Origin of the sequence: Comamonas sp. C11 (assembly GCF_024496285.1) — a bacterium.
GTDB lineage: Bacteria > Pseudomonadota > Gammaproteobacteria > Burkholderiales > Burkholderiaceae_C > Comamonas > Comamonas testosteroni_F.
This window is the reverse complement of record NZ_CP101743.1, coordinates 4956111-4977118: the sequence shown is the minus strand read 5'-3', so window position 1 is coordinate 4977118 and position 21008 is coordinate 4956111. Positions and strand designations below refer to the sequence as shown.

At 60.8% G+C, this 21008-nt stretch carries 19 protein-coding genes; 12 read left to right on the top strand and 7 right to left on the bottom strand.

Annotated elements, in window-relative coordinates; translation table 11 throughout:
• Positions 1 to 92 precede the first annotated feature (92 nt).
• Complete coding sequence (locus NOX35_RS22960) at positions 93 to 677, bottom strand: YqiA/YcfP family alpha/beta fold hydrolase (RefSeq protein ID WP_182284557.1); 585 nt, start codon at positions 675 to 677, stop codon at positions 93 to 95.
• A gap of 178 nt (positions 678 to 855) precedes the next feature.
• Here NOX35_RS22960 and rodA point away from each other — a divergent pair, with 178 nt between their 5' ends.
• Both rodA and tldD read left to right on the top strand, forming a co-directional pair.
• Positions 856 to 2037 (top strand): rod shape-determining protein RodA, encoded by a 1182-nt coding sequence (gene rodA / locus NOX35_RS22955; protein ID WP_182284556.1) that lies wholly within the window; start codon positions 856 to 858, stop codon positions 2035 to 2037.
• A 385-nt stretch (positions 2038 to 2422) separates the two neighbouring features.
• On the top strand, positions 2423 to 3883 hold the full coding sequence (gene tldD / locus NOX35_RS22950) for a metalloprotease TldD (protein WP_003051333.1): 1461 nt from the start codon (positions 2423 to 2425) through the stop codon (positions 3881 to 3883).
• A 72-nt stretch (positions 3884 to 3955) separates the two neighbouring features.
• Here the strand turns inward: tldD and NOX35_RS22945 are convergent, their stop codons facing one another.
• On the bottom strand, positions 3956 to 4258 hold the full coding sequence (locus tag NOX35_RS22945) for an ABC transporter (protein WP_256494835.1): 303 nt from the start codon (positions 4256 to 4258) through the stop codon (positions 3956 to 3958).
• Positions 4259 to 4474: 216 nt separating this feature from the next.
• On the opposite strand from NOX35_RS22945, the gene NOX35_RS22940 reads away from it, so the two are divergent.
• A complete protein-coding gene (locus NOX35_RS22940) occupies positions 4475 to 5635 on the top strand; it encodes a 3-deoxy-7-phosphoheptulonate synthase (RefSeq protein WP_232538037.1) in 1161 nt (386 codons plus the stop codon).
• Between the two features lie 94 nt (positions 5636 to 5729).
• Here NOX35_RS22940 and NOX35_RS22935 read toward each other — a convergent pair whose 3' ends face one another.
• On the bottom strand, positions 5730 to 6101 hold the full coding sequence (locus tag NOX35_RS22935) for a YqcC family protein (protein WP_182284554.1): 372 nt from the start codon (positions 6099 to 6101) through the stop codon (positions 5730 to 5732).
• A gap of 395 nt (positions 6102 to 6496) precedes the next feature.
• Here NOX35_RS22935 and NOX35_RS22930 point away from each other — a divergent pair, with 395 nt between their 5' ends.
• Entirely contained in the window at positions 6497 to 6814 is a 318-nt protein-coding gene (locus tag NOX35_RS22930; protein WP_012839818.1) for a hypothetical protein, read from the top strand.
• 144 nt (positions 6815 to 6958) lie between these two features.
• Here NOX35_RS22930 and mpl read toward each other — a convergent pair whose 3' ends face one another.
• Positions 6959 to 8377, bottom strand: coding sequence for a UDP-N-acetylmuramate:L-alanyl-gamma-D-glutamyl-meso-diaminopimelate ligase (mpl, locus tag NOX35_RS22925; RefSeq protein WP_182284553.1), 1419 nt, complete (start codon positions 8375 to 8377; stop codon positions 6959 to 6961).
• Positions 8378 to 8420: 43 nt separating this feature from the next.
• Between mpl and NOX35_RS22920 the strand changes: the two genes are divergently transcribed.
• From NOX35_RS22920 to NOX35_RS22885, 8 genes are all read left to right on the top strand, one after another.
• Complete coding sequence (locus tag NOX35_RS22920; RefSeq protein WP_182284552.1) at positions 8421 to 8654, top strand: hypothetical protein; 234 nt, start codon at positions 8421 to 8423, stop codon at positions 8652 to 8654.
• On the top strand, positions 8651 to 9253 hold the full coding sequence (locus NOX35_RS22915) for a hypothetical protein (RefSeq protein ID WP_182284551.1): 603 nt from the start codon (positions 8651 to 8653) through the stop codon (positions 9251 to 9253). Before NOX35_RS22920 ends, NOX35_RS22915 begins: the two co-directional genes overlap by 4 nt.
• Positions 9246 to 9797 carry a TlpA disulfide reductase family protein gene (locus tag NOX35_RS22910; protein WP_182284550.1) on the top strand — a complete coding sequence of 184 codons (552 nt, stop codon included), beginning with the start codon at positions 9246 to 9248 and terminating at the stop codon, positions 9795 to 9797. Before NOX35_RS22915 ends, NOX35_RS22910 begins: the two co-directional genes overlap by 8 nt.
• 147 nt (positions 9798 to 9944) lie before the next feature.
• A complete protein-coding gene (gene accB, locus NOX35_RS22905) occupies positions 9945 to 10406 on the top strand; it encodes an acetyl-CoA carboxylase biotin carboxyl carrier protein (protein WP_182284549.1) in 462 nt (153 codons plus the stop codon).
• Positions 10407 to 10530: 124 nt separating this feature from the next.
• Positions 10531 to 11889 carry an acetyl-CoA carboxylase biotin carboxylase subunit gene (gene accC / locus NOX35_RS22900; protein ID WP_256494830.1) on the top strand — a complete coding sequence of 453 codons (1359 nt, stop codon included), beginning with the start codon at positions 10531 to 10533 and terminating at the stop codon, positions 11887 to 11889.
• A 143-nt stretch (positions 11890 to 12032) separates the two neighbouring features.
• Complete coding sequence (prmA, locus tag NOX35_RS22895; RefSeq protein WP_034355260.1) at positions 12033 to 12923, top strand: 50S ribosomal protein L11 methyltransferase; 891 nt, start codon at positions 12033 to 12035, stop codon at positions 12921 to 12923.
• Between the two features lie 61 nt (positions 12924 to 12984).
• The gene (locus tag NOX35_RS22890; protein ID WP_256494826.1) at positions 12985 to 14226 is read left to right on the top strand and encodes a zinc-ribbon and DUF3426 domain-containing protein; all 1242 of its coding nucleotides are present in this window, start codon (positions 12985 to 12987) and stop codon (positions 14224 to 14226) included.
• Between the two features lie 111 nt (positions 14227 to 14337).
• Entirely contained in the window at positions 14338 to 15237 is a 900-nt protein-coding gene (locus tag NOX35_RS22885; RefSeq protein ID WP_182284547.1) for a carbohydrate kinase family protein, read from the top strand.
• 104 nt (positions 15238 to 15341) lie between these two features.
• Here the strand turns inward: NOX35_RS22885 and NOX35_RS28860 are convergent, their stop codons facing one another.
• The 3 genes from NOX35_RS28860 to NOX35_RS22870 form a co-directional block, all read right to left on the bottom strand.
• On the bottom strand, positions 15342 to 16430 hold the full coding sequence (locus NOX35_RS28860) for a hypothetical protein (RefSeq protein WP_371878504.1): 1089 nt from the start codon (positions 16428 to 16430) through the stop codon (positions 15342 to 15344).
• A gap of 179 nt (positions 16431 to 16609) precedes the next feature.
• On the bottom strand, positions 16610 to 17701 hold the full coding sequence (locus NOX35_RS22875) for a ribonucleotide-diphosphate reductase subunit beta (RefSeq protein WP_034357815.1): 1092 nt from the start codon (positions 17699 to 17701) through the stop codon (positions 16610 to 16612).
• 203 nt (positions 17702 to 17904) lie between these two features.
• Complete coding sequence (locus NOX35_RS22870) at positions 17905 to 20814, bottom strand: ribonucleoside-diphosphate reductase subunit alpha (RefSeq protein ID WP_182284545.1); 2910 nt, start codon at positions 20812 to 20814, stop codon at positions 17905 to 17907.
• Between the last annotated feature and the right edge of the window lie 194 nt (positions 20815 to 21008).

The window sequence follows — 21008 nt, the reverse complement described above, 5'->3', positions numbered from 1 at the left end:
CAGACGCGGCACCCGCGCGGTAAGGGCTGCGAACAGTGGGCGTTTAGCGATACAGCCGTTCCCTGGGGCGGCGCATGGAGTCGCCGAGGGGGTCAGGCCAAGGCCAGGAATTCGTCGATCCGGTCCAGATACTCGGCAAAGTTGCTCAGGGCGTGGTCGCCGCCTTCTTGCACCAATTGCAGGGCGTGAGGGTAGCGCTCGCTCATCTCGTTCCAGTCCAGCACCTCGTCGCCCTGGGCGATCAACACCATCTCGGGTGCTGCCGGCGTCATGGCGCGGGTGTCGAGCTGGCGCAATTCCTCAATGTATTCGGGGCGAAAGAAGAAGGTTTCCTCAGGGTCATGCCAGCTGGACTGCTCGCCAATGTATTTTTCCAGGTCGCGGGCCGGGTTGACGGCGGGGTTGATCATCACGCTCTTGCAGCGTGCCAGCTGGGCCACCCAGCTGGCGTAATAGCCACCCAGCGACGAACCCATGACGGCCATGTTCTGGCGTGGCCAGTTGGCGATGCCCTCGGCGATCACGGCCGCCGCTTCTCGCGGCGAGGGCGGCAGCTGAGGACACCACCAGCGTACCTTGGAATGCCTGGCGCCCACATAGTCCGCCATGATGCGTGCCTTGTTGGACTGAGGGGAGGAGCGAAAGCCATGCAGATACAGCAGGTGGGTGGTCGTCATAGCGGCAATCTCCTCTGGTAAAAAACACTTCTGTCTCGGTCATTGTGGACTGTCTGCCCCAAGCCTATCAGGGGAGAAGGCCTATGGCGGGGGGAATGAGCCTGGGCCGACTTGAGTCGTCAGCAAAGCTCAACCCTGCAAGCTGCACGGCGGTCGGCTCCCACGATAATTGCGGCCCATGTCCGCCATCGAATTCGATAAGCCCTCGCTGCTGCAACGCATTGTTCCGCTGTTTCGCGGCTTTGATTTCCTGTTGCTTCTCTTTATCGCCATGTTGGCAGGGGCGGGGCTGCTGGCCATGTACTCGGCGGGTTTCGATCACGGCACGCGCTTTGTGGACCACGGCCGCAATATGCTGATTGCGGCGGGTCTGCTGTTCGTGCTGGCCCAGATATCCCCCCAGCAACTGATGAAGGTAGCCGTGCCGCTCTACACCCTGGGCGTGGTGTTGCTGGTGGCGGTGGCGCTGTTCGGCATCACCAAGAAGGGGGCCACGCGCTGGGTGAATGTGGGAGTGGTGATTCAGCCCTCCGAGCTTTTGAAGATCGCCACGCCGCTGATGCTGGCCTGGTGGTTCCAGCGCCGCGAGGGAAATCTGCGCGCCTCGGACTTTGTCATTGCCTTTGTGTTGCTGATGGTGCCTGTGGGCCTGATCATGAAGCAGCCAGACCTGGGCACCTCGCTGCTGGTGATGGCTGCAGGTCTGTCCGTGATCTTTTTTGCCGGCCTGCCCTGGAAGCTCATCGTGCCCCCCGTGCTGCTGGCCTTGGTCGGCATCTTCCTGATCGTCTGGTTCGAGCCCCAGCTCTGTGCCGACGGCGTGAGCTGGTATTTTCTGCATGACTATCAGCGTACACGCGTCTGTACCTTGCTGGACCCCACGCGCGACCCTCTGGGCAAGGGCTTTCACATCATTCAGGGCATGATCGCCATCGGTTCGGGCGGTGTCTGGGGCAAGGGTTTTATGGCGGGCACGCAGACTCACCTGGAATTCATTCCAGAGCGCACCACCGACTTCATCTTTGCCGCCTATTCCGAGGAATTCGGCCTCATAGGCAATCTGTTCATCATCGTCGGCTTTCTCTTGCTTGTCTGGCGCGGGCTGGCCATTTCCATGAATGCCAACTCGCTGTTCGGCCGACTGATGGCAGCTGCCGTGGCCATGATCTTCTTCACCTATGCGTTCGTGAACATGGGCATGGTCAGCGGCATCCTGCCGGTGGTAGGTGTGCCTCTGCCTTTCATCAGCTATGGCGGCACGGCCATGGTCACGCTGGGCCTGGCGCTGGGTGTGCTGATGTCGGTGTCGCGGGCGCAGCGGCAACTCCCCGGCGGTGATGGGCATATTCCCCATTCGTGAAGACCCGTGATAGGGCTTGGATGCTCTTAAAAGGAGAGCTTCTATCCCATGTCCTGAAAGCTTTGAGTAATAGTTTTATGTGAAACTGCGCGTCGGGGCAGCGCGTTTAGATCGTTGAAAAATGTCAGTAGTTCCGTCCAAGGTCTTGCTTCGACTGTAAACAGCGTTTACAAACGGTTCTGGGGGGGTCAGAAGACCGATCAAGCGGGAGCGGCAAAGACCCAGGTGGGGTTCTGCAATGCAAAGCGGGCAGGGCGGAACCCGGCAAGTGCGAAGCTAAGTGAATGGAGCGGAATGTTGTTCAGCCTGGTGGGGCAGCATTCCGCTCTTTTTTATGCGCAGCCCGAGACAAGTCAGGGCTTGCAGCTATCTCTACAATGCTCTCATGATTTCCCGCGAACCCACCATCGAACGCTTGGCCACGGCCCGTCAGTTGCTGCTTGAGCCCTTCGGCCTGGACGAAACCCATCTTGCGCGTGCGCTTGCCGAAATTCGCTCGCACCAGGTGGATGACGCCGATCTCTACTTCCAGTACACCCGCGCGGAAGGCTGGAGTCTGGAGGAAGGCATCGTCAAGACCGGCTCCTTCTCCATCGATCAGGGAGTAGGCGTTCGGGCGGTCAGTGGCGAGAAGACGGCTTTTGCCTATTCCGACGACATTTCCGAAGCCTCGCTGCTGGATGCCGCACGTACCGTGCGCTCCATCTCCAGCGCCACCCAGACGCGCCGCGTCAAGGCGGGTGCGCAGAAGATTGCGCAAAGCCGCTCGCTCTATCCTGAGCTGGACCCCATCAGCACGCTGGACAGCACGGCCAAGGTCGAGCTGCTGGGCAAGGTGGAAAAGCTGGCCCGCGCCAAGGACCCGCGCGTGGTGCAGGTCATGGCCGGTCTCGCCAGTGAATACGATGTGGTGCTGGTGGCCCGTGCCGACGGCACGCTGGCCGCTGACGTGCGCCCGCTGGTGCGCCTGTCGGTAACGGTGATCGCCGAGCAGAAGGGCCGCCGCGAGGTGGGCTCCTCCGGTGGTGGCGGTCGCTTCGGTCTTGCCTATTTCAGTGACGAGCAGATCAGCCAGTATGTGGACGAGGCCGTGCATGCAGCCCTGGTCAACCTCGAATCGCGTCCCGCACCGGCAGGCGTGATGACCGTGGTGCTGGGCTCGGGCTGGCCCGGCGTGCTGTTCCACGAGGCCGTGGGCCACGGTCTGGAAGGTGACTTCAACCGCAAGGGCTCCAGCGCCTTCAGCGGTCGCATCGGTCAGCGCGTGGCCGCCAAGGGCGTGACCGTGCTGGATGACGGCACGATTGCCGATCGCCGCGGCTCCTTGAACGTGGACGACGAAGGCCATGTCAGCCAGAGCAATGTGCTGATCGAGGACGGCATTCTCAAGGGCTATATCCAGGACTCGATGAATGCGCGCCTGATGGGCGTCAAGCCCACGGGCAATGGCCGTCGCGAAAGCTACGCCCACATCCCCATGCCGCGCATGACCAACACCTATATGCTGGGTGGCGACAAGGATCCGCAGGAGATCATCGGCTCCATCAAGAAGGGCCTGTACGCCACCAACTTCGGCGGCGGTCAGGTGGACATCACCAGCGGCAAGTTCGTGTTCTCCGCCAGCGAAGCCTACTGGGTGGAAAACGGCAAGATCCAGTACCCCGTCAAGGGCGCGACCATCATCGGCAGCGGCCCGGAGTCGCTCAAGCACATCAGCATGATAGGCAACGACATGCGCCTGGACTCGGGTGTGGGTACCTGCGGCAAGGAAGGCCAGAGCGTGCCTGTGGGCGTGGGTCAGCCTACGCTGCGCATTGATGGGCTGACGGTTGGTGGCACGGCCTGATAGAGAGATTTCATGGCGGCTCTGCCCGCCGCGAGCACCAAACCCCGCTTTGCATGTCAGAGCGGGGTTTTTTCATTTCAGCGTGGTGCAAACCGTTCGCCACAGACCGCTTGCGGCAACAAAGCTTGTGGCAAGACGCTGTAGGTCGCCGGGCAGCAGGGTTTTTGTACGGTGTTTTGTGGGTTGATCTTGAATATTGTTGATTCGCTGAAAAATTGCATTGATTCTTGGTAAATTGGAATTAATATCAATAAAATTCTGAAAAACAAGAAAAAACGCAGAAATAGTGCATTTGGATGAATTTTGAAAAATGCGCCATTTCAGAGGGAAAGCCTGTTTTGGACAGAACAGCGGTGCGAGCTGCTGATGTTGCAATGCAAAAGAGCTGTGCTACATTGAAAGACATGCAAACGCAACGCGCCTATTTCTTTTACTTTTGGTTCTCGCCCCCGGCGGCTGAGAGGTAAACGCGCGCACCCTGCAAACACCTCCCAAAGAACCGCCGAAGCTGCAAAGCCCGGCGGTTTTTTTTCACCCCTACGTTTCAGCACCCCCGGTTTTCAACGATCAAACACCTCACGAAAGATTGCCATGACTGCTCTGAACACTTCCGCCACCGATTCCTGGTATCGCGCCGGCTCTCCCAAGACAGGTCAGACCGACGACGCACGTATCAAGGAAATCACAGTGTTACCCCCTCCAGAGCACCTCATCCGCTTCTTCCCCATTCGCGGCACTGCCGTGGAGACGCTGATCAGCGACACCCGCCGCAGCATCCACAACATCATGCGTGCGCAGGATGATCGTCTGCTGGTCATCGTCGGCCCTTGTTCCATTCACGATCCGGCCGCTGCCCTGGACTATGCCCGCCGTCTGGCCGTGGTGCGCGAGCAGTACAAGGACACGCTGGAAGTGGTGATGCGCGTCTACTTCGAGAAGCCCCGCACCACCGTGGGCTGGAAGGGACTGATCAATGATCCCTACCTGGATCAGAGCTATCGCATCGACGAAGGCCTGCGCATTGCGCGCCAGCTCCTGATCGACATCAACCGCCTGGGTGTGCCTGCGGCCAGCGAGTTCCTGGACGTGATCTCGCCCCAGTACATCGGCGATCTGATCAGCTGGGGCGCCATCGGTGCCCGCACCACGGAAAGCCAGGTGCATCGTGAACTGGCTTCGGGCATTTCGGCACCGATTGGCTTCAAGAACGGCACGGACGGCAATATCCGCATTGCCACCGACGCGATTCAGTCGGCCAGCCGAGGTCACCATTTCCTGTCGGTACACAAGAACGGCCAGGTCGCCATCGTGCATACGGGCGGCAATCAGGACTGTCACGTGATTCTGCGCGGTGGCAAGACGCCCAACTACGATGCGGCGCATGTGGCAGCCGCCTGCCGGGATCTGGAGGCAGCGGGCCTCACGCCTTCGCTGATGGTGGATTGCAGCCACGCCAACAGCAACAAGCAGCATGAGCGCCAGAAGGATGTGGCCCGTGATATCGCGGCTCAGATTGCAGGTGGCTCCAGCAGCGTCTTCGGCGTGATGATCGAAGGTCATCTGGTCGGCGGTGCGCAGAAGTTCACTCCCGGCAAGGATGAGGTCTGCGATCTGACCTACGGCCAGAGCATTACCGATGCCTGCCTGGGCTGGGACGATTCCCTGGCAACGCTGCAGGAGCTGTCGCAGGCCGTGAGCCAGCGCCGCGCGGCTGCGGCTGCCTGCAAGCAGGAAGCCGAAGTGCTCGCCTGATCGACAGAGCGGGCATGAACGAAACAGGCCACAGGGATTGTTCCCTGTGGCCTGTTTGTTTTTCCAGATGGCGTGGAGCGGCTCGCCTGCCGGCTCAGTGCTTGGTGTCCGGTGCCGGCTCCGGCGTCATCTCGCAGCCGTTGAGCGTGGCATCGATGCGGTTGAGCAGGCGCAGCAGATGCTGCTTGTCAAAGTCGGTGCGCTGCTGCCACTCGTGATCGGCCAGCGGATAGACATGGCTTTGGTGGGGGAGGCTGCCCTTGGCATCGATCACGGCGTGCAGGCGCGGGATGAACACCCATTGCAGCCACTCGTGCAGCTTGAGCGTGTCGTACATGAAAGGCGTGGTGGATTCCAGTGCCTTGGGGTCTGGGGCTACGGCGGACCAGAGCTTCTGGACCTGCAGTTCGGCCTCCAGTTGTTGCAGATGCTCGCGTATTTCTTTGTGGATGTTTTCAGCGGTCATGGTGATGGTTCCTGAAGGCGTTGCAAGGCCTGCAAACGGGTATTCGTCAAAAATCTATCCAGTATGTAAGTCCTCTCATCACATTTTCAAGGCAGGAGCCTGGATGGAGATAACTGGCGGGTTACGAGTCCGTAATGACACTTGAAAAAGACGGTTTTGCCCTTATATTCATGCCAAGCATGCAGGCAATGCTATGAAATTTAAAGATTTTTCATTGCTTTGCATGCCATGTTCCTGTAACCACTGTGATGCTTGATGCAAGTCTTTCAGGCCATGCATTGGTTGCCGCAGCTGTTTGCAAGCCGTCAGCTTGCAGCGTCTTCAGCACCGCGGTCACTATTAAGCTGTGGCCACGACAACGAATGGTGCAAGAGTCACCAGGTCAGAGGAGATTTATGCGTAGTGAAGTAATCGTGGTTTTGGATGGCGACCGTGAATACCGGGTCGATACCCAGTCCCTGTCCCCTATCAGTTCGGACGAAGGCCGACGCTGGCTGGATCAGCAGTTTGTCTCGCTCGAGTGCGAGCCTTTGCGGGCCACGGGCAAGGTGTTGCTGGCCGACAAGCTGGTGGTGGTGGCGCGTGAAGCGCGCAATCGCCCCGAGCTGTTTGACAACGAAGACTGGCGCAACAGCTATGCCCTGGCAGCGCATGCTGTGCTGTCCAAGCCCTTGATCCGGGTGGATGTGCCGGCGATGTCGATTAGTTATTGACCCCCCCTGAGCCGCTTTGCGGCTTCCCCCCAGGGGGACGACGCCTTTGCTGCGGGGCGGCCCTTGCTTGGCGTCTCTGGCTTGCTCAGTGCCCGAACAATGAAAAATGCCCGCGTTGAGCGGGCATTTGCTTTTTGGGAGGGCTTATTTCAGTGCTTGCAGCAGCTTGGCGTGGATGCCGCCAAAGCCGCCATTGCTCATGCAGACGATATGGTCACCGGGGCGGATGACGGCACTGATCTGCGCTATCAGGGTCTCGATATCAGCTGCTACCTGAGCGCGCTGGCCGGCGCCTACGCCCATGGATTCCAGTGCTTCGGCGGCATCCCAGTCGAGGCCTGCAGTGTGGCAGAAGACCAGATCGGCACTTTCCAGCGACCAGGGCAACTGGCTCTTCATGGTGCCCAGCTTCATGGTGTTGCTGCGAGGCTCGAACACTGCCAGGATGCGGGCCTCTGCCCCGAGCTTGCGGCGCAGGCCGTCCAGGGTGGTGCGGATGGCGGTGGGGTGGTGGGCGAAGTCGTCATAGACCTCGATGCCGTTGACCGTGCCGCGCAGCTCCATGCGACGCTTGACGTTCTGAAAGCGCGACAGGGCTTCGCAAGCCAGCTCGGCACTGACGCCCAGATGGTCGGCAGCAGCGATGGCGGCCAGTGCATTGAGCTGGTTGTGCACGCCGGTCAGGCTCCAGCGCAGTTGCGCCACTTTTTTGCCGCGGTGCAGCACGGCAAAGTCGCTGGGATCGCCATCGGCACTGAAGTCGCTGACAGCCGAGCCGAAGCTCCGCACTTCGCTCCAGCAGCCCTGGGCCAGCACGCGGGTCAGGCTCTCCTCCAGGCCATTGCTCACCACACGGCCGGTTGACGGCACGGTGCGTATCAGGTGGTGGAACTGGCGCTCGATGGCAGCCAGATCGTCAAAGATGTCGGCGTGATCGAATTCCAGGTTGTTGAGCACGGCCGTGCGGGGGCGGTAGTGCACAAACTTGCTGCGCTTGTCGAAGAAGGCGGTGTCGTACTCATCGGCCTCGATCACAAACACGGGTTCGTCCCCGACGGGGCCAGGGCCCGCGACGGGGCGCTGGGCCGCACCGAGGCGGGCGGAGACGCCAAAGTCCAGCGGTACGCCGCCGACCAGGAAACCGGGTTGCAGACCTGCGCACTCAAGCACCCAGGTCAGCATGGATGTGGTGGTGGTCTTGCCGTGGGTGCCGGCCACGGCCAGCACATGGCGACCGCGCAGCACATGTTCGGCCAGCCATTGCGGGCCGCTGGTATAGGCGGCGCCGGTGTCCAGAATCGCCTCCATCAGCGGGAATTTGGGCAATCCGTCGGGCAGACGTTTGCGGCTGACGACGTTGCCGACCACATACATATCGGGCTTGAGCGCAATCTGGTCAGCACCATAGCCCTCGATCAGCTCAATGCCCAGTTGGCGCAGCTGATCGCTCATCGGCGGGTAAACGCCGGAATCGCAGCCCGTCACCTTGTGACCAGCTTCTCGTGCCAAGGCGGCCAGGCCTCCCATGAAGGTGCCGCAAATGCCCAGAATATGTATGTGCATGGCCGGGGATTCTACGTTTGCCTGCATGACCTGGAGGCAAGCCATGCCCCGCCTGGGCACTGACGGTAACCTTTATTATCAAATTGATAGCTGGTTTCGCATGATTTATATGGATCTAAATGTATTTTTACTTTCAGTTCGATACGAAACGGGCGCTGGCAGCTATCAAAACCTTGGTCTGTACGGTCCAGGTCAAAGTGCGGTCATTCATCTGGGTCACAATGCAAGCATGACCTGCCGCGCCTGCTGCGGCGGGCGTGATGAAATAGCGCTATGAGTTTGGATAACGTGACTGCTGAAATCGCTCAGACAGCGGCCCGCCTGGTGGTGGAGGAAGGCCTCGAATGGGGTCCGGCCAAGCAACGGGCCGTGCGTCAGCTCGGCCTGCCCGGCCGCACGGCGCTGCCTGACAACGACCAGCTTGAAGAAGCGGTGCGTGAATATATAGAGCTGTTCTGCGGCGACACCCAGCCGCAGGAGTTGCAGGCACTGCGCGAGCTGGCCCTGGTCTGGATGGACAGGCTGCAGGAGTTTCGCCCGCATCTGGCCGGAGCAGTCTGGCGCGGCACGGCCACGCGGCTGTCTGATATCTATCTGCAGCTGTTCTGCGATGATCCCAAGTCTGCCGAAATAGCACTCATCAACAACCATGTGCAATACGAGCCGAGCACGGTCACAGGCTTTCAGGGAAAGCCGGTCGAGGCACTTTCCATTCACGCACTGTGCAAGCCGATCAATGAAACCGTGGGCGTGCATCTGCTGGTCTACGACCATGATGATATGCGCGGTGCCATGAAGGCCGACAGCCATGGCCGCAGCCCGCGTGGTGATGCCAAGGCCTTGCGCAAGCTGCTGCAGGAGAGCTGCAATGAGTGAAAACACCTCTGAGAACAAGACGACCAATGGCTCGCGCCGCCTGTGGCTGACTGGCGCAGTGGCTGCCGTGGCGGCCGGGGGCGGCGCCGGTGTGGCCTGGTGGCGCAGCCAGCCTCAGGCCATGGGCCCTGGCGCCGAGGCGCAACTGTGGAGTCAGACCTTTGAAACGCCCGATGGCAAGCCTTTTGCCATGGCTGGTTTCCAGGGGCGCCCCTTGCTGGTCAACTTCTGGGCCACCTGGTGCCCGCCCTGTGTCAAGGAGCTGCCCATGCTCAGCGAATTTGCGGCGCAGCAAGGTGCAAAAGGTATTCAGGTCGTTGGCCTCGCGGTTGACAAATCCGAAGCCGTGCTGCGTTTTTTGCAGCGTCAGCCTGTGCAATTCCCCGTGGCCATCGCCATGCAAGGGGGATTGGGACTGAGCAGAAGCCTGGGGAACTTGCAGGGAGGCTTGCCATTCACGGTTCTTTTTGATGCCAAGGGGCAAGTGCGGCAACGTAAAATAGGTGAGCTTTCCAGCGAAGATCTGACAGATTGGAGCAAATAGAGCGAATGAACATTGCTCTTGTCGTCAGAAAAGTGTAGGTAACTAAATTCCATGGCGACGTTAGTGAAAAATATCTGCCAATGCACGCAGAAGGCCGAATTTGAGGTAAATTCGCGCCCTGTTTAGAAATACGTCGCTGGAGCTCCCATGGATTTGCGAAAACTCAAGACCCTTATTGATCTGGTGTCCGAATCGAATGTGTCGGAACTGGAGATCACCGAAGCAGAGGGCAAGGTCCGTATCGTCAAGAGCGAAGGTGTGGTTCACCAATACGTTGCAGCCCCCGTGCAAGCGGCTCCTGTGATGGCTGCCCCCTTGGCGGCAGCTCCCGTTGCCGCGGCTCCCGTGGCGGCCGCTGCCCCTGCTGCTGTAGAAGGTCATGTGGTCAAGTCACCCATGGTCGGTACTTTCTACCGTGCCTCCAGCCCTGGCGCCAAGCCCTTTGTGGATGTGGGAAGCCAGGTCAAGGAAGGCGAAACCATCTGCATCGTTGAAGCCATGAAGATCCTCAACGAAATCGAAGCCGACAAGACCGGCACCATTGTTCGCGTTCTGGGTGAAAACGGCCAGGCTGTGGAATACGGCCAGCCTCTGTTCGTGATCGAGTGATAGATCATGAGGCGTTGCGTGCAGTTCGCATGGCAGCGCCGATGTGCGCTAGCCACTGGCTGCGCGACTGAGTCATTGGCAGTAGTCTGTGCCGCGGCACAGGCACCAAGCTGCGAGGAACTTCATGTTTAAGAAAATTTTGGTTGCCAACCGGGGCGAGATCGCCCTGCGCATCCAGCGCGCTTGCCGTGAGCTGGGTATCAAGGCGGTGATGGTGTACTCCGAAGCCGACCGTGATGCCAAGTACGTCAAGCTGGCCGACGAGGCCGTGTGTATCGGTCCGGCTCCTTCCCCGCTGTCCTACCTCAACATGCCGGCCATCATCTCGGCTGCCGAGGTGACCGATGCGGAAGCCATCCATCCCGGTTACGGCTTCCTGTCCGAGAACGCCGACTTTGCCGAGCGTGTGGAAAAGAGCGGCTTCACCTTTATCGGCCCGACTCCCGAGAACATCCGCACCATGGGTGACAAGGTGTCGGCCAAGCAAGCCATGATCAAGGCCGGCGTGCCTTGCGTGCCCGGCTCGGACGGCGAACTGCCCGATGATCCCGCACTCATCAAGCGCATTGCAAAGACCATCGGCTATCCCGTGATCATCAAGGCCTCGGGCGGCGGCGGCGGTCGCGGCATGCGTGTGGTGCACACCGAAGCTGCGCTGATCAATGCCGTGCAGATGACCAAGGCGGAAGCCGGCGCTGCTTTCGGCAATCCTGCCGTCTACATGGAAAAGTACCTGCAGAACCCACGTCACGTGGAAATCCAGGTGCTGGCCGATACGCACAAGAGCGCCGTGTATCTGGGCGAGCGCGACTGCTCCATGCAGCGTCGCCACCAGAAGGTGATCGAGGAAGCTCCGGCTCCCGGCATTCCCCGTCGTCTGATCGAGAAGATCGGCGAGCGCTGCGCTGCGGCCTGCAAGAAGATCGGCTATCGCGGTGCGGGTACCTTCGAGTTCCTGTACGAGAACGGCGAGTTCTACTTCATCGAGATGAACACCCGCGTGCAGGTGGAGCACCCCATCACCGAGCTGATCACGGGCATCGACATCGTGCGCACCCAGATCATGATCGCTGCCGGCGAGAAGCTGCCTTTCACCCAGCGCCAGGTCGAGTTCAAGGGGCACGCCATCGAGTGCCGTGTGAACGCCGAAGATCCGTACAAGTTCATCCCTTCGCCAGGCCGCATCTCCATGTGGCACGCTCCCGGCGGTCCTGGCGTGCGTGTTGACACCCATGTGTACAACAATTACTTCGTGCCGCCCAACTATGACTCCATGATCGGCAAGATCATTGCCTATGGCGATACCCGCGAGCAGGCCATGGCCCGCATGCGCACGGCCTTGCTGGAGACCGTGGTGGAAGGCATCCAAACCAATATTCCGCTGCACCAGGATCTGATGGTCGACTCCAAGTTCATGGAAGGCGGCACCAACATCCACTATCTGGAAGAGTGGCTGACGCATCGCACGCCCAACAAGCGATGAGATCAGGAGCATTGCTGCTCTGAGTTCCCATGCTGGCCTCTGGCAACGGAGGCCAGCATTTTCGTTTTTCAGGAAAGTACAAGTGCGTTCTCTCCATCAGGCCTGAGCCGGCATGGATGACGCAGTTGCTAGAAAGGATGGCCATGTTCGAGCTGAGCCTGCTGTGCCCCGAAGATCGGGTCGAAACCATTAGCGAAGCGCTGGATGCACTCGATGCATTGAGCGTATCCGTCGAAGATGCCGATGCGCAGACCGAAGCCGAGCAGGCACTGTTCGGCGAGCCTGGCATGCCCGCACCGAAGGAAGGCTGGAATCGCAGCCGCGTGATCGCCCTCTATCCCGACGAAGCCGCAGCCACCGAGGCGCGTGATCTGCTGCTGCCGCAGGACTTTTTTGAGGGCTGCAAGATTCTCGCCCTCAAGCCCGTGCCCGAGCAGGATTGGGTGCGCCTGACGCAGTCGCAGTTCGAGCCCGTGGATATCACGCCCGAGTTCTGGATCGTGCCCACCTGGCATGAACTGCCCGAGCAGGCCAAGGTCAGCATCCGTCTGGACCCGGGCCTGGCTTTCGGTACCGGCACCCACCCCACTACTCGCATGTGTCTGCGCTGGATTGCACGCCAGCCCAAGGGCACCCTGGGACGCACGCTGGACTATGGCTGCGGCTCTGGCATTTTGGCCATTGGTGCAGCCAAGTTCGGCGCGACCGATGTGGATGCGGTGGACATCGATCCCGCGGCCGTGGAATCGACCAACTACAACACCAGTGCCAACCATGTGGAAGTCAGGGCCGGCCTGCCAGATGCGGCTGGCGGCGAGTACCGGACCGTGCTGGCCAATATTCTGGCTACGCCACTCAAGGTGCTGGCGCCGCTGCTGTGCGGTCGTGTGCAAGCTGGCGGCAATCTGGTGCTGGCAGGCATTCTGGAGCGCCAGGCCGACGAGCTGAAGGAGGCCTATGCGCCTTATCTCAAGCTGGAGGTGGCCGACAGCGAAGACGGCTGGATTCTCATGACGGCACAGCGAGCCGCCTGATTGCGACGCAAACCCGCAGCCAGCAGGTGTGCGGGTGGTTGCTGCCTACAATTGAACCCTGATGAGTCAAGTCACCCGTTGCCCCTCCTGTGGAACCCGCTTCAAAGTGGTCGCCGACCAGCTGCGCATCTCGCAGGGCTGGGTGCGCTGCGGGATGTGCCAAAGCGTCTTTGATGCCTCGCAGGAATTGCAGTCCGTGCCCGACGAGCTGCTGCAGCCGGAAGCTGCTGATGCGCCGCAGATGCCTGCCATGCAGGAGGTGCATCCGACGGAAGCCGGAGAGCAACGGACGCCGGTTTGGTCGCAGCAGGATGCCGCGGATGCTCCCGCCCCCGACATGCAGAAGGCTGAGGCCTTGCAGGATTTGGCGTCGGATTCGGTGGACGCGGCAGCGACGGTTGCTCAGGCCGCAGAAGCCGCACCGGCAGCAGAGCCTGCCGATGTGGTTTCCGAATCCGAGCCGTCCGGGTCCATGCCCGGAATGGCGGACGCACAGCCCTCGTTTGTCGATCAGGCGCGTCCTCTGGCTGAAGAGGATGCTGCAGCTGCTCAGCATGATCCTCATCCGGAAGCGAGCGAGCCGGAGCCGGAACTGCTTGTGCAGCCGCCGCCGAGCGAGGTCCTGATGCCCGAGGCCGCGCAGGACCTCAAGGACGAGGTCCAGGCCGAAGCCGTCTCGAAGGAGGCGTTGCTGCATGCCGATATCGGCGCGATACAACCCGCCAGGGACCGGGCGCAGGCTGTCACGGATGCGGATCAGGATGAGTTTGCTGCCATTGCTGGCGATGAACCTGGCTTTGTGCGTCAGGCCCGCCGGCAGGCGTTCTGGCACTCTGCAGGCATGCGTGTGGCGCTGGTGCTGGGCTCGCTGGTAGCCGTTGTCGGTGTTGTGGGCCAATATGCCTGGCTGCAGCGCGATGCGCTGGCTGCGCAATATCCTGCGCTGGCCCCTGTGCTGGCCAAGGCCTGCAGTCTGGCAGGTTGCGAGCTGCAGGCCCGCCGCGCGATTGCCGATGTGGTGATCAGCGGTTCGGGCTTCAAGCAGCTGGCCGATGACCATCAGTACCAGTGGAGCCTGACATTGGAGAACCGCTCCGATGTGCCGGTGGCCATGCCCATGGCCGAGCTGACCTTGACCGATGCACAGGACAGGCCTTTGCTGCGCCGGGTGGTCGACCTGCGGCTGCTGGGTGCCCCGGAGCAGCTGCATGCCCGCCAGGAGTGGAGCGTGAACGTTCCTGTGCAGGTGCAGGACCTCGGTGCTGCAGTGGCGGGCTACCGGGCGCTGGTTTTTTATCCCTAATACGGCTTGTGCCAATTCGGATCAGGCAGGGTGTCTCGTCAATAGAAATGCCCGTTGTACATCCTTGTTGGCGCAAGCCACCCTTCATTCATTTCTGAAAGAGAACGCACCATGGCCGCTTTGATCTGCGGGTCGCTGGCATTCGACAACATCATGACCTTTGAAGGTCGTTTTGCCGACCAGATTCTTCCCGACCAGCTGCACATCCTCAATGTGTCGTTTCTGGTGCCCACGCTGCGCCGCGACTTTGGTGGCTGTGCCGGCAATATTGCCTATAGCCTGAAACTGCTCGGTGGCGATGCACACCCCATGGCCATGGTGGGCAGTGACGGTGCGGATTATGTGCAGCGCTTCAAGGAGCTGGGCATTGAGACCCGTCATGTGGGTCAGCTGCAGAGCACGCACACCGCGCAGTGCATGATCATGACCGACCATGACAACAACCAGATCACGGCTTTCCACCCAGGCGCCATGATGCAGGCGCACGAGAACCGCATCACCGCCGACATGGCTGCCGATGTCAAGATCGGCATCATTGCTCCCGATGGCCGTCAAGCCATGATCGAGCACGCCGCCCAGTTCAAGGCCGCAGGGATTCCTTTTGTGTTCGATCCGGGTCAGGGCCTGCCCATGTTCAATGGCGACGAGCTCAAGGCTTTTATCGAGCAGGCCGACTGGGTGGCAGTGAACGACTATGAAGGCAAGATGCTCAGCGAGCGCACGGGCCTGAGCTTTGACGAGATCTCGCGCAAGGTGCGCGGCCTGGTCGTGACCCTGGGTGCCGAAGGCTGCGAAGTCTGGCAGCAGGGTGAGAAGACCCTGGTGGCGCCGGTGAAGCCCGCCGCCGTGGTCGACCCCACGGGTTGTGGCGATGCCTGGCGCGGTGCTTTCCTGTTTGGTCTGGAGCGTGGCTGGGATCTGCTGCGTTGCGCCGAACTGGGCAACCGCTTGGGGGCGCTGAAGATTGCGCAACGCGGCCCGCAGAACTATCAGCTGGACTTCCAGCCCTGATGCGATGTCGGTGCCCTGAGGGTACTGATCGCGGTGCATGTAAAAAAGCCCGGCTCTCGCAAGAGAGCTCGGGCTTTTTTATGGCGTGCAGGTCAGCGAACCGATCAGGGCTTGTTACCTGTGGGGAAGGGCCAGGCCGCTTGAGGTGCCAGGCGGGTCTGCGCCACGGGTGCAGTGGTTTCGGTCACGGCGGCAGGTGCAGGTGCAGGTGCAGGTGCAGGTGCAGGTGCGGCAGCCTTCTTGGGAGCAGCCTTCTTGGGAGCAGCGGCCTTGGCAGCAGTTGCAGCCTTCTTGGGTGCAGCCTTGGCAGGGGCAGCAGCCTTGGCAGCAGTTGCAGCCTTCTTGGGTGCAGCCTTGGCAGGAGCAGCAGCCTTGGCAGCAGTTGCAGCCTTCTTGGGTGCAGCCTTGGCAGGAGCAGCAGCCTTGGCAGCGGTTGCAGCCTTCTTGGGTGCAGTCTTAGCAGGAGCAGCAGCCTTGGCAGCGGTTGCAGCCTTCTTGGGTGCAGTCTTAGCAGGAGCAGCAGCCTTGGCAGCAGTTGCAGCCTTCTTGGGTGCAGCCTTTGCAGGAGCAGCAGCCTTGGCAGCGGTTGCAGCCTTCTTGGGTGCAGCCTTTGCAGGAGCAGCAGCCTTGGCAGCGGTTGCAGCCTTCTTGGGTGCAGCCTTTGCAGGAGCAGCAGCCTTGGCAGCGGTTGCAGCCTTCTTGGGTGCAGCCTTGGCAGCAGTTGCAGACTTCTTGGGGGCGGCCTTGGCAGGAGCAGCAGCCTTGGCAGCAGCTGCAGCCTTCTTGGGGGCGGCCTTGGCAGGAGCGGCAGCCTTGGCAGCGGTTGCAGCCTTCTTGGGGGCGGCCTTGGCAGGAGCAGCAGCCTTGGCAGCAGTTGCAGCCTTCTTGGTTGCAGCCTTGGCAGGAGCAGCAGCCTTGGCAGCGGTTGCAGCCTTCTTGGGTGCAGCCTTGGCAGGAGCAGCAGCCTTGGCAGCGGTTGCAGCCTTCTTGGGTGCAGCCTTTGCAGGAGCAGCAGCCTTGGCAGTGGTTGCAGCCTTCTTGGGTGCAGCCTTGGCAGGAGCAGCGGCCTTGGGGGCGGCGGTCTTGGTTGCAGCTGCCTTCTTCACAGCTTCAGCCTTGGGCGCGGCCGCCTTCTTGGCAGGTGTCTTTTTCTCGGTTGTGGCCTTGGCGGCCGTCTTCTTCGCAGTTGCCATCATTTTCTCCTTCGTTGATTTGCATAAGACGTCCGGTTCTTTGCAGTGCCGGACGATTCAAAGCGATGTGGAGTTACGCATCGCTAGGAACACAAATTTGCTTCACGCCAAAAATCTCAGTTTTTTGTAGCAATGAAGTGAAGCAAGTCATGACTCGCATTGTGCCTGCTTAGAAGCAATTAATCCCAAGAAAGTGCGCCTCCGGTCTGATACTCGATCACTCGTGTCTCAAAGAAGTTACGTTCTTTCTTCAAATCGATCATTTCGCTCATCCAGGGGAAGGGATTTTCTTCACCGGGGAACAGTTCCTCCAGACCGATCTGCGTGGCGCGACGGTTGGCGATGTAGCGCAGATAGCCCTTGAACATGGATGCATTCATGCCCAGCACGCCGCGTGGCATGGTGTCCTCGGCATAGCGATATTCGAGCTCCACAGCCTTCTGGAACAGCTCCGTGATTTCCTGCTTGAACTCGGCCGTCCACAGATGGGGGTTCTCGAGCTTGAGCTGGTTGATCAGATCGATGCCGAAGTTGCAGTGCATGGACTCGTCACGCAGGATGTACTGGTACTGCTCGGCAGCGCCCGTCATCTTGTTCTGGCGGCCCAGGGCCAGGATTTGCGTGAAGCCCACGTAGAAGAACAGGCCTTCCATCAGGCAGGCAAAAACGATCAGCGACTTCAGCAGAGTCTGGTCGGTTTCGGGCGTGCCGGTGTGGAAGTTGGGGTCCATGATCGCTTCGATGAAGGGGATCAGGAACTCGTCCTTGTCGCGGATGGATTGGACTTCGTTGTAGGCATTGAAGATTTCCGATTCATCCAGACCCAGCGACTCCACGATGTACTGGTAGGCATGGGTGTGGATGGCTTCTTCGAAGGCCTGGCGCAGCAGGAACTGGCGGCACTCGGGCGCCGTGATGTGGCGGTAGGTGCCCAGCACGATGTTGTTGGCGGCCAGCGAATCGGCCGTCACAAAGAAGCCCAGATTGCGCTTGACGATGCGACGCTCGTCTTCGGTCAGACCGTTGGGATCCTTCCACAGCGCGATGTCGCGCGTCATGTTCACTTCCTGCGGCATCCAGTGGTTGGCGCAGGTGGCCAGATACTTTTCCCAGGCCCACTTGTACTTGAAGGGGACCAGCTGGTTCACGTCGGTCTTGGCGTTGATGATGCGCTTGTCGGCGGCATTCACGCGCTTGTGGGTGCTGGTGGACGCGCCAGCTTCTGCGCTGGTGGCGGAAGGGGCAAAGGTGTCGTCGTCAAAGCTCAGCATGATTTATTCCTTCAAGGGAAAAGCTGGGTGCAGTGCATTCAACATCCAGCCTTCTGATTTATCTATTTAATAAGCGCCACTGAAAACTGGCGCCCTCCAACCCAAAGACACCGAGCAAGAGCCGTCTCGCAGCGAAGGTGTCGTCCCCCTCCCGCGTAGCGAGGAAGGGGGAAGGCGCGGAGCGCCTCAGGGGGTGTTGCCAGTTACTGGCAAGCCTCGCAACCAGGGTCGTCAATCGCGCAGAACTTGATGTCCGTGGCGGGTGCCTGGGCACGTGCAGCAGCGGCAGCGGCTTCCAGTGCGCTCACCGCAGGCTTGGCCGCGGGGGCAGCCGAAGCAGCAGGAGCGCCGGAGGACACGGCGTTCAGCACACGACTTTGCACGGTGGACTTCTCGATATTGGTCGCGCTGGTGGTGCGCAGGTAGTAGGTGGTCTTCAGACCGCGCAGCCAGGCCAGCATATAGGTGTCGTGCAGCTTCTTGCCCGATGCACCGGCCATGTAGATGTTCAGGCTCTGGGCCTGGTCGATCCACTTCTGGCGGCGCGAGGCGGCTTCCACCAGCCATTCGGGCGAGACTTCGAACGCGGTGGCGTAGAGGTTCTTGATCTCTTGCGGCACGCGGTCGATGGCGCGCAGCGAGCCGTCGAAATGCTTGAGGTCCATGACCATCACGTCGTCCCACAGGCCCAGACGCTTGAGGTCGCGCACCAGGTACTGGTTGATGACGGTGAATTCGCCCGACAGATTGGACTTCACGGACAGGTTGCCGAACGAAGGCTCGATCGAGGCATCCACACCCACGATGTTGGAGATGGTGGCGGTGGGGGCAATGGCCACGCAGTTGGAGTTGCGCATGCCGTCCTTGGCGATCTTGGCGCGCAGGGCGTCCCAGTCCAGCTTGGCGGAGCGATCCACTTCCACATAGCCGCCGCGGGCCTTTTCCAGCAGCTTCAGAGTGTCGGGGGGCAGGATGCCCTGATCCCACAGCGATCCCTTGAAGGTGGAGTAGGTGCCGCGTTCCTTGGACAGCTCGGTCGACGCCCAGTAAGCGTAGTAGCAGATGGCTTCCATGGCCTCGTCGGCGAACTCGACGGCGCCCTGGCTGGCGTAGGCGGTGCGCATTTCATACAGCGCATCCTGGAAACCCATCAGGCCCATGCCCACGGGGCGGTGGCGCAGATTGGAGTCCTTGGCCTTTTGCACGGCGTAGTAGTTGATGTCGATCACGTTGTCCAGCATGCGCATGGCCGTGTTCACGGTCTTGCGCAGCTTGTCGTGGTCGATCTTGCCGTCCTTGATGTGCTGGACCAGGTTCACGGAACCCAGGTTGCAGACCGCGGTTTCGGTGTCGCTGGTGTTGAGCGTGATCTCGGTGCACAGATTGGACGAGTGCACCACACCCACGTGCTGCTGGGGCGAGCGGATGTTGCAGGGGTCCTTGAAGGTGATCCAGGGATGGCCGGTCTCGAACAGCATCGAGAGCATCTTGCGCCACAGATCCACGGCAGGCACGCGCTTGAACAGCTTGAGCTCGCCGCTGTCGACCTTGGCTTCATAGGCGGTGTAGGCCTTCTCGAAGGCTTCGCCGTACAGGTCGTGCAGATCGGGAGCGTCAGCGGGCGAGAACAGGGTCCACTGGCCTTTTTCCATCACGCGCTTCATGAACAGGTCGGGAATCCAGTTCGCCGTGTTCATGTCGTGGGTGCGGCGGCGGTCGTCGCCGGTGTTCTTGCGCAGCTCCAGGAACTCTTCGATGTCCAGGTGCCAGGACTCCAGATAGGTACAGACTGCGCCCTTGCGCTTGCCGCCCTGGTTCACGGCCACGGCCGTGTCGTTGACCACCTTGAGGAAGGGAACCACGCCTTGCGATTCGCCGTTGGTGCCCTTGATGCGCGAGCCCAGGGCACGCACACGGGTCCAGTCATTGCCCAGGCCGCCGGCAAACTTGGACAGCAGAGCGTTTTCCTTGATGGATTCGTAGATGCCGTCCAGGTCGTCGGGCACGGTGGTCAGGTAGCAGGACGACAGCTGCGAGCGCAGCGTGCCGCTGTTGAACAGCGTGGGGGTGGACGACATGAAGTCGAAGGACGACAGCAGTTCGTAGAACTCGATGGCACGGGCGTTGCGGTCGGGCTCGTTCAGCGCCAGGCCCATGGCCACGCGCATGAAGAAGGACTGGGGCAGCTCGATGCGGGTCTTGCGCACGTGCAGGAAGTAGCGGTCGTACAGGGTCTGCAGACCCAGGTAGTCGAACTGCTCGTCGCGCTCGGCCTTCAGGGCCTTGGCCAGACGGGGCAGGTCGTAGTTCAGCAGCTCGGGGTTGAGCAGCTCGTTGTCCACGCCTTTTTGCACAAAGCCGGGGAAGTAGTCGGCATAGGCGGCCTGCATTTCTGCGGGCTGCACGTCGCGGCCCATGACTTCGCGCACGATGGTGTGCAGCAGCAGGCGGGCGGTGACGTAGGTGTAGTCAGGGTCTTTTTCGATCAGCGTACGGGCGGCCAGGATGGATGCCTTGTAGACCTCGGCCAGAGGCACGCCGTCGTACAGATTGCGCAGGGTTTCGGCCACGATGGGCGCGGACTGGATGTCGGCATTCAGATTGCGGCAGGAAGCGACGATCAGAGCCTCCAGGCGCTCCTGGTCCAGGGGCACGCGCTGGCCGTTGTCGGTCACATGCAGCACGGGTTTGGCGGCGGCAGCGGCGGCCACTTCGGCGGCCTTCTTCTGCTCGGCACGTTCCTGGTTGCGGCGCTCGCGGTACAGCACATAGGCGCGGGCCACGTCCTGATGACCGGCGCGCATCAGGCCCAGCTCGACCTGGTCCTGCACATCTTCAATATGGAAGGTGCCGCCATCGGGACGCGAGCGCACCAGTGCGCGCACCACGCCTTCGGTCAGTTCGTTGACGGTGTCGCGCACGCTGGCAGACGCTGCGCCCTGCGCGCCGCGCACAGCCAGGAATGCCTTGGTCAGGGCCACGGCAATCTTCTGGGGCGCGAAAGCCACCACATCGCCGCTGCGGCGGATGATCTGATAGCTGTCATTGGGGGAGGAAGAATTGGCTGCACCGGCAGGTGCGGCAGAAGGCAGTGAGTTCAACGCTTCTTGCATAAGTTCCTCTGAGTCAATATGTGGATAGGCAGACAAAGGCCTGCACTGTGGGCAGGCCATCAAAAACACGATTCGGCGCCTCGGTTTACACATGGTTTGCACAGGGTGTGCACAACTTGTAAACACTAGATATGGGGTCTGAGGCTCTTCAAAACACTACCGGTAGTGTATCGCGCTTAAATCCGAGCGACCTG